The 8,656-nt window shown below is 57.8% G+C and carries 8 protein-coding genes and 1 pseudogene; 1 reads left to right on the forward strand and 8 read right to left on the reverse strand.

The annotated features are described in order from the left end of the window. A pseudogene (locus ACLP2E_RS00020) lies at positions 1-93 on the forward strand (IS5/IS1182 family transposase); the annotation flags it as partial. A 423-nt stretch (positions 94-516) separates the two neighbouring features. Here ACLP2E_RS00020 and ACLP2E_RS00025 read toward each other — a convergent pair. The 8 genes from ACLP2E_RS00025 to ACLP2E_RS00060 form a co-directional block, all read right to left on the reverse strand. Further along, positions 517-1,685, reverse strand: a protein-coding gene (locus ACLP2E_RS00025) for an IS3 family transposase (RefSeq protein ID WP_442464786.1) whose coding sequence is annotated in 2 segments (ribosomal slippage) — positions 517-1,421 and positions 1,421-1,685 — 1,170 coding nt in all. Because the reading frame shifts where the segments join, the coding sequence is not laid out codon by codon here. Between the two features lie 173 nt (positions 1,686-1,858). Then, positions 1,859-2,257 (reverse strand): GtrA family protein, encoded by a 399-nt coding sequence (locus tag ACLP2E_RS00030; RefSeq protein WP_442464787.1) that lies wholly within the window; start codon positions 2,255-2,257, stop codon positions 1,859-1,861. A 76-nt stretch (positions 2,258-2,333) separates the two neighbouring features. Continuing rightward, the gene (locus ACLP2E_RS00035; RefSeq protein WP_442464791.1) at positions 2,334-3,617 is read right to left on the reverse strand and encodes an NAD(P)/FAD-dependent oxidoreductase; all 1,284 of its coding nucleotides are present in this window, start codon (positions 3,615-3,617) and stop codon (positions 2,334-2,336) included. A gap of 44 nt (positions 3,618-3,661) precedes the next feature. Further along, on the reverse strand, positions 3,662-4,591 hold the full coding sequence (locus tag ACLP2E_RS00040) for an NAD-dependent epimerase/dehydratase family protein (protein WP_442463894.1): 930 nt from the start codon (positions 4,589-4,591) through the stop codon (positions 3,662-3,664). Between the two features lie 7 nt (positions 4,592-4,598). Then, the gene (locus ACLP2E_RS00045) at positions 4,599-5,351 is read right to left on the reverse strand and encodes an SDR family NAD(P)-dependent oxidoreductase (protein WP_442463895.1); all 753 of its coding nucleotides are present in this window, start codon (positions 5,349-5,351) and stop codon (positions 4,599-4,601) included. Then, positions 5,348-6,661, reverse strand: a complete 1,314-nt coding sequence (locus ACLP2E_RS00050) for an FAD-binding oxidoreductase (protein WP_442464788.1) — start codon at positions 6,659-6,661, stop codon at positions 5,348-5,350. Before ACLP2E_RS00050 ends, ACLP2E_RS00045 begins: the two co-directional genes overlap by 4 nt. Continuing rightward, positions 6,661-8,148, reverse strand: coding sequence for a UbiA family prenyltransferase (locus tag ACLP2E_RS00055; RefSeq protein WP_442464789.1), 1,488 nt, complete (start codon positions 8,146-8,148; stop codon positions 6,661-6,663). The genes ACLP2E_RS00050 and ACLP2E_RS00055 overlap by 1 nt, the downstream gene beginning before the upstream one ends. A gap of 170 nt (positions 8,149-8,318) precedes the next feature. Beyond that, positions 8,319-8,656: hypothetical protein (locus ACLP2E_RS00060; protein WP_442464790.1), on the reverse strand; the 338-nt coding region annotated here is incomplete at its 5' end.

Consider the following 8,656-nt stretch of genomic DNA (forward strand, 5'->3'; position numbering starts at 1 on the left):
ACGGGTGGCCGCTGGTCCGACGCGCCATTCGAGTACGGACCAAGAAAAACGCTTTACAATCGCCATCTACGTTGGGCCGCCAAGGGCGTCTGGGCCCATGCCGAAAAAGGCTACGATGCAAATTCGATCCGCAGAAGCGTTAAGGAGCACGGCGTCATGCCCAACATCCCGTACTCAACCGACGGTTTTTTTGGAATACAGGTCACGCGGTTTCTAGCGTGAATCAACCGATCTTCAACCAAGCCATGCATTTCTTGCTGCTCGGCGCCTTGATAAAAAAATACGAACTGGAGCGGGTGAAGGGAATCGAACCCTCGTATTCAGCTTGGAGAACTTCCTCCGGTTTTTAAACTTTTCCCGCAATTACTCGATGCCCTTGAAACCCTTGCTTTCCGGCGCTTTGAAACCCATTCTGGTCTCCGCTCCTACGTCCAAAAACCTTAGAACCTCAAGCAAATTAAATTGGAGCGGGTGAAGGGAAGGTGGCCGGCCCCATTAGGTGGTCCGAGTTGAACTTTAATTCACGATCGGGCGCGGCGCCACTGTTGGGGGGGCCGGCGAAGCTGGTCCGGATTGCGCAGCCGGCCATAGCGCGACTTCCGGAGCAGGCGGTTTGTAGCCCAGAGCCGAATGCGGCCTGACAGCGTTATAATGGCGCCGCCAGCTTTCGATCACGGTTCGCGCCTCCTTGAGCGTGTAGAAAATCTCGCCATTGAGAAGTTCGTCGCGGAGCTTGGAGTTGAAGCTCTCGCAATAGCCGTTCTCCCAGGGGCTGCCCGGCGCGATATAGGCGGTCTGCGCCCCCACGGCGGCGATCCATTTGCGAACGGCCTTGGCGATGAACTCGGGGCCATTATCGGAACGGATGTGCGCCAGAACGCCACGCAAAATGAACAGATCCGTGAGCGCGTCGACGACGTCGGTCGAGTTGAGCCGCCGATCCACGCGCATGGCCAAGCATTCGCGGGTGAACTCATCAATGATGTTGAGCATGCGGTATTTCCGCCCCTTGTGCGTGCGGTCCTCCACGAAGTCGTAGGACCAGACATGGTTGGGACGCTCCGGCCGCAGCCGGACGCAGGAGCCGTCGTTCAGCCAGAGCCGGCTTTTCTTCGGCTGTTTACTCGGGACCTTCAGCCCCTCCTGCCGCCAGATTCGTTCGACCCGCTTGATGTTCACCGCCCAGCCAGCCCGCTCCAGCAGCGCCGCGATGCGGCGGTAGCCATAGCGGCCGTATTGGGTGGCGAGCGCGATGATGTCGGCCCGCAGGGCCGCCTCATCGTCGGGCGTCGTCGGCGTCTTGCGCTGCGTGGAACGATGCTGCCCCAAGACCCGGCACGCCCGTCTTTCGGGCACGCCGAGTTCCGATTTCACATGCTCCACACAGGCGCGGCGGCGGGCGGGGCTTAGAAGTTTTCCTTGGCGGCCTCAGCCAGGATCAGCTTATCCAGCGTCAGGTCCGAAACGGCGCGCCGCAGCCGCGCGTTCTCCGCCTCAAGCTCCTTTAGCCGCTTGACCTGAACACCCTTCAGCCCCCCGAATTCCGACCGCCAGCGATAATATGTGACCTCTGTCACGCCTATCGATCGGATCGATTCCGCCGCCGATCGGCCCTGCGAAATCAGCACGTCGATTTGACGAAGCTTGGCAACGATCTCTTCTGGCTTGTGTCTCTTTCCTGCCATCCTTCTGTCCTCCGTCCGGTTCGAAAACCATACTTCAGGGAGGACCATTTTTCAGGGGGCAGACCAGCTCCTACAGCCACGCGGAACACTCCCAGGGCGCTTGTTCACGTCATGGCGGCATCGCCGAACGGCTAGCGTGAGCGCCAAAAGACTCCCGATTGCGCGGCCTACTTTCACGCCTGGACACTCTTGAACGTATACGCGCGATGACCAACATAGCTCGCCGCAGCTGGGGCCGTGACGCCGATGAAATGAGCAACATCCTTGGTGTGCCAGCTGAATCCCATCGCGGGAAAAAGGTAGACGGCCAAGACGACACTGATCGTCCAGACGAGGCCGAGCGAGAAAACATTCACGATCGCGAAGCGCTTGAATTCCGACGGCATCGAGCGGCCGGACGTCTGAAACACGAAGAGACGCGCCAACACATACGCCGTAATCATGCCAAGGATATAGGCGACGACCACGGCGATCTCGAACCCGATGAAGTTATTGAAAAAATAGCGGCTGCCGAGATTGACCGCCGCCGCTACGCCGCCGGTCAGCAGAAAGCGGATGAATTCCGTGGACATCATGATTGCTCCTGCAAGACCCCGGCGTTGGCGGAGGCTCCAACTTCTTATCGGGTAACCAGTCTGGTGCTTGATTTCATGCGAAAATCGGCTCGCGCCGGATTTGATGATCTGTTCCAATCGCCATGGCCATTTCCCTCGCCAAGCGTGTGCCTTCGGATATGCCTCTGTCTTCCGGGTAATAGAAACTGGTGTCGGCGACAAACAGACCTTCGATGGGCGTTCGTACGAGAGGGATTTTGGCGGCGAAGCCAGGCTCACACAGGGGCTGGGCGTAACGCAGCCGTCCAAGGCTGGAATCGATGCGGTCCGCATCGGTCAGTTCTGGATTGACCATCTTAAGATAGTTGAAGCTCTCATCCATCAAGGCCGCATCCGACATCGCCCATTTCGGGTTGTCGATCGGCATGTAATAGGGCGTGTAAACGATCGTCCCGTCGACTGGCCGAAGGTTCGAAAACTCGATCAGCCCGGGAATCCCTATGCCAGGGTCCATGATATTGATCCAGAAATGAGGGCTGACCGGCCGTTTGAGTTTGTGGACGACGCAGATAACGCCAATATTGCGGATGGCGTCATAGGCGGCTTTCGAAGCTTCGTCCAGGTCGGGCACAAGTCGCGACACCAAGGGAGTCGGAATCGTCGAAATAACGGCATCTGCCGGAAAAAAACGTCCGCCGGCGGTCACGCCGCGCAATTTCCCATTCTCCGTATCCACTTTCTCAGCTGGTGTGGAAAGATGAATGCGCCCGCCTCTGCTTTCGATGGAGCGCACCAGCGCGTCCACGAGCGTCTGAGATCCGCCTTCGATGTAGCCGAGTTCCTCCTGGAACAAGGATTGGCGAGACTTCCCCACGCGACGAACGCGCGTTGCAATCCATGCGGCGGAAACATTGTCCGCATATTGGTAGAACTTCAGCTCCATGAGCCGGCGCCAAAGCTTGTCATAGACGCCTTTACCCGAGCCGTTTTCGATCCAGTTCTTGGCGGAGACCCTTTCTAGGCCGTCGAATGACCTGCGCCGTGTGGTCAAAAACATCTGCAGGCCGTAGCGCAGCTTTTCCAGCGGATTGAGCAAGCTGGTCGTCAGCAGCGAAATGGGGTCGCCCCATTTGTGCAGCGCGCCGCCTGCAAAATAAGCCATGGATGTCGGTCGCCATCGCATTTTATCGGCAATCCCGAGTTCCGCCATCAGGGCGAAGGTCGGCGCGTCCGGTTTGCAGACAAAATGATAGAATCGCTCGATCGAGAGGCCGCCGAAATCAAAATGCGCAGCCATGCCGCCCGGAACGGCGTCGGCTTCGACAAGATCGACCTCATGGCCCAAATTCAAGGCATAATGCGCGGCGGCCAATCCCATGGCGCCGGCGCCGATGACGACAGTTTTCACCAAGGGGTTAGCTCCTAGAAATCCAGCACGATTTTGCCATAGCGTGGATCAAGATAGGTTTCCTCGAAAGCCCGCCGCAAAGGAGTTTCCACGACGCCGAAAATACCTGGCCAGTCGATCACCGGAAAGACCTCGGGAATAACCAGCGCCTGCAACTGGTTGACCGTGAAAGGCGGATTGCTGTCGAACTTCGAATAAAGCCAAAGCAATACATAAAAAAAATTATAGGGAATATTTACGATATGCGCCTTTGCGTTGGCTGTCTGCTTGATAAGACGAATAATGTCTATGTAATTGATCTCAGTGCGCCCACTGATATCGAAGGTTCCTTCGATGCTGGTCTCGATCGAGGCGACAATGATGGATGCGAAATCGCCGGCGTAGAGAGGCTGCCGGCGAAACTCACCCGAACCGGGGACGGGAAAAACCGGCGTCTTGTCCATGAACCGCCGCAGCCAGCCCAAATGCTTGCGATCGAACCAGCCAAACATCAGCGTCGGCCGTAACACAATATGGGGAATTTCCGTCACCGTGTCGATGAAGCGTTCCTGTGCCGTCTTGGTCTCGACGTAAAAATCCTGTGCCTCCGAATTCACCACCGAAGAGGAGATGTGAACAAAATAAGGAACCTGATGCGCACGAATCGCGTCGACGATGCGCTCGGTCGCGGTAATGTTGTTGGCGACAAACTCGGCGCGATCAAGTCCGCCGATCTGCGCCTGATTGATGACGACGGCCTCGGCCCCGGCGAAGGCCTGCATCCACGGGCCAGCGACGCTCAAATCAGCCTCGATCACCTCGATGTCGGGATGCAATTCCCGGAGGCGAGCGGTGTTAGCGGGATGTTTGTCTATTCCGACGATGCGATAACCGCGCTCCTTGAGCCGGGGGACGAGGTTTTGGCCGACCAAGCCCGCCGCGCCAGTGATGATGATTGTCTTCATGAGGAAATCAAATCGCTAGCTTGTTAAAGATGGGCGCCGGAAGGACGCGGATGACCAAGAGAATGAAGCGCCAGAACCAGGGCGCGTAGATGATCGGGCCGCCTTTGTCCGCAGCGCGGCGGATGATCGCGGCGACCGTTTCAGGGCTGGCCCACAAGGGGCCGCCTTTTTTGATGTCCGCCGTCATCGGCGTGTCCACGAACCCTGGCTTGACCAGAACGGCTCGCGCCGTGCTGCCACGATTTGCAAGCCGGTGGGCTATGCCCTGAATAAGAATGCCCAGCCCGCCTTTGGCGGCGCCGTAAACATAATTGGACTGACGCCCCCGATCGCCCGCAACCGAACCAACAACAATGAGCGATCCCCTGTTCTGGGCTTCCAGAATTCTGGCAGCGGCCAAACTCCATTCAGCAGCGGAGGTGAAATTGGTCGCCAGAACCGCGCGGGCCTCGGCAAGATCGTCTTCCGCGTCCTTCACGTTTCCTAGGACGCCATAGAAAATGAGGATGTCGTCCACGCCGCCGACGCGTTCAGCCATGGCGGCAAGCTGCGCCCGCGCATCGACCGGTTGCGCGAGATCCAGCACCTCGACTTCGGCGGCGACGGCGCCTCTTGCCGAAAGGTCGGTGGCGATCTGCTGCAAATGGCCGGCGTTGCGACCGGCCAGAACCACACGCGCGCCTTCGGCCGCGTAGATTCGCGCGACGGCCTCGGCAATCGCCGAGGTCGCGCCTAAAATGATGATATGGCGAGGGTTCATGGATGAACGCGTCTCCAAAAAGTGGACGACATGCCGGGGTCGACATGGGCGGCAAAGGTCGAGAGTTCAGGGTAGCCTGAAGCGAAAAGCTCGGACCCGATCCGGCCATCCTTGGCCGGATAAAGCCGCCCACGCGCCTCGGCGACTATCGTGTCAAGGCGTTTCATCAAGGCTAACGTCACGTCTCCGTGGTTCTGAAAATCAAGCGCCAGGGTTGCTCCTGGCAGGGGAAAAGAAAGGAGGCCCGGCGAAGGCTTGTCGCCGAAGGTCTTGAGCACGGCGAGAAACGACCCCAGCCCGCTCTTGGCGATCTGAACCAGCATTTCCGCAACAGCGTCCTGCGCGTGTTCGGTGGGGAGGGCGCATTGATACTGGTACATGCCCCTCCTGCCATAGAGCCTGTTCCAGTTCAGGATGGCGTCGAGCGGAAAGAAGAATGGGGCGTAATGAACGATCTGTCGGTGCGCCGTCATTCTCAGGGCGTTGAAATACAATGCATTGAATGCCTTGAGCGTCATGGAATTGAGGGCGAAGGACGGTGCCTCGACGGGAAACCTGACGCCTTTTTTGCCGTGTAAGGTGCGACGGGGATTGGACGCCTGATTGGCGCACGAAAAAACACCCCGTCCCTTGCTGTTGGCGCAGTCGACCCATGCCACCGTGTATTCATGATTAGCCGAGAACTCAAGCGCAAGCTGGAAGAAATCCGCTAAATTATCGAATGCGATATTTTCAGATTCGAGATAAGCTCCAGCCTTCTTGAGCTGAATTTCCACCTGTTCGATAACGCCAGTAAGGCCCAGCCCGCCGATGGTCGCGGCAAAAAGACCGCTTTTGTCGTCCGGGCAAAGATCGTGGATGGAGCCATCGGTGCGGCGCAAGCGCAGCCAGCGGACGTGGCTGCCGAAAGTTCCTGCTCGATGATGATTTTTGCCATGAACGTCATTGGCGACCATGCCGCCTAACGTTACAAAGCGCGTACCTGGCGCTACTGGCGGAAACAAGCCGTGGGGGACGCAAATTCGGATGAGTTGATCCAGTGACAGGCCCGCGTCGGCGCGGATGACGCCGGCATCGGCGTCGAACGCAGTCACGCGATCTAGACCGCGCATGGCGATGACATTTCCGCCGCAATTCAACCCGCTGTCACCATAGGATCGCCCCAAACCCACCGCCAGGAGGCTGTTTTCTCGCTGTTCTTCGACAAGGCCGGGCAGATCGTCCCTAAAACGAGGATGGGCGAGATTACAGGGAGCGCGCAGAATGCGTCCCCAGGAAAGAAGCTCAGAGCAAGGCTGAAACGAGATCATCAAATTAACGCCAGACCTAACGAGATGGCGACGGCAAGCCCGATAGCCAAGCTTGTGCGATCCTTCAAAGCGAAAAGCAAGGGATCGTCGGTCATCTGCCCGCGATGCGACAACAACCAGACGCGTGCGGTCCAAAGGAAGACCGCCAATGGCTCAAACCACAAATATTGCGGATGTTCGAACAAGGGGCGGGATAAAACTTCCTCCGTCAAATAAAGCACCAGGATGACAATCGAAGCGATTGAGGCACCCGCGCCATAGACGAGGGTGACATCATTGTCTTCGATGTGATAGCCGCGGCCATACACTATGCCGCTCTCGGAATGGCCGGCGCCGGATGCGGCTGCGCGCAGGAGTTCGGTATGGCGTTTGGCAATCGCCAGCGAGAAGAAAAAGAACATCGAGAAACTGAGCAGCCATACCGACCATTCCTGACCGGCGGCGACGACGCCCAACGCCAGGCGCAATGTGAACAATGTCGCAAGAATGGTGACATCCAGTATGGGCACGCGCTTAAGGCGCAAGGAATAGGCCAGTGTCAGCAGCAGATAAGCCAAGAGCACCAAGCCGATCCCGGGCGACATCCAAAATCCCAGCCCTAGCAACATCGGAATTCCCAAACCTGCGGCGACCAGGCCATACTCCACCGGTAGAACGCCGGAAGCGAAGGGGCGTCTGGATTTGGACCAGTGCAGGCGATCCGCCGAAAGGTCGACAATGTCGTTGAGCATATAGGTCAAGGACGCGAGAACGCAGAGGATCATCATCGCGACAAACGCAGACAGAGCGCCGCTGACGCTCAAGTTCCGCAAACCCAGCAGGATCGGGACCATGACCAGGATGTTCTTTGCCCACTGATGCGGTCGCGCAGCCTTGAGCCAGGGGCGAAAGCCGCTAGGCGGCGCATCAAAAACGCGTTCGATCGGGACTCCGCTCGCAGAGACCTCGCCCAATAATTTTTTGTCGGAGGACACCACAATCGCGCCGGCAGCTTGCTTCCAGATCGGAAAATCCGCTCGGCAGTCGCCCGCATAGACAAAGCCCTGCGGAAAGACCGTCTTCAATCGTTCCGCCTTCCGCGCCCCCTTGAGATTATGGTCGTTTTCGCTCGCGTGGACGGAACTGAACAGGCCCAGCCGCGCGGCCACCGCTTCCGCGATGTTGCGATCAGCCGCCGTGGCCAAATTGACAGACCGTCCGCGCGCTTCCTCATCGCGAAGAAAATCGACAAGTTCTTTTCGCAGGGGCAAAGTCTCGAGATCGAGATCCGTCCCTTCAGCAAGAACCTGCTTGGAGGCCGCCTTGCCACGAAAAATCAGCTTCGCGATTGCTTGAATGGCGACCAAAGGGCGATTGAAGAGCGCCGAAACGAATGTTTCGGAATAGCTGTCCGTTACAAGCAACGTGCCGTCAAGGTCCACCACCAGCGGCAATTCGAACCTGGCCGGCGACTTGCCAGAGGCTCCATCAGAAAGCGTTGCCGGCATGACACCTCCATTTTATCGCTTTCTTACCACATCCTCGGACCTGCCGAGCGACGGGCATCACTTTCTCAGAGACGGTATTTGATACCGAGAGCGTTCCGACTTGCTGCGAAATGACTGTCATAACTCGCATTGTTTGCGGCGTACGTGGATAAAAAACGCCTTGCTCCGCGTCATTGCCTTTGATCGCGGACAGAAGTTGGCGCGCCAATCAAAAAAACCGGGCAGTTGTTGATAGTCTCGACCGCGGCGGCGGGATATTTCGCACGCACGGCTGAAAGCACATGCTCCGTGTTGGGGCTCTTGCAAACCACAATGGCGGCCGGCTCCCGATCGAGAAAGCGTTCGCGGTGCTCGATCGCATCGATTTCAAAATTCTTCCACGGCCACGCCGGGACGGTCAGTGACTTGCGCTGCGAATAGAAGGCGACTTCACTCGACCAGTCGAAGCCGTACCATATGACTGTATCGTCTTCAGCCGTATGCGCCTTGATGAATTCAGCGATTTTCA

The sequence above is a fragment of the Rhodoblastus sp. genome (genome assembly GCF_052145335.1).
GTDB lineage: Bacteria > Pseudomonadota > Alphaproteobacteria > Rhizobiales > Beijerinckiaceae > Rhodoblastus.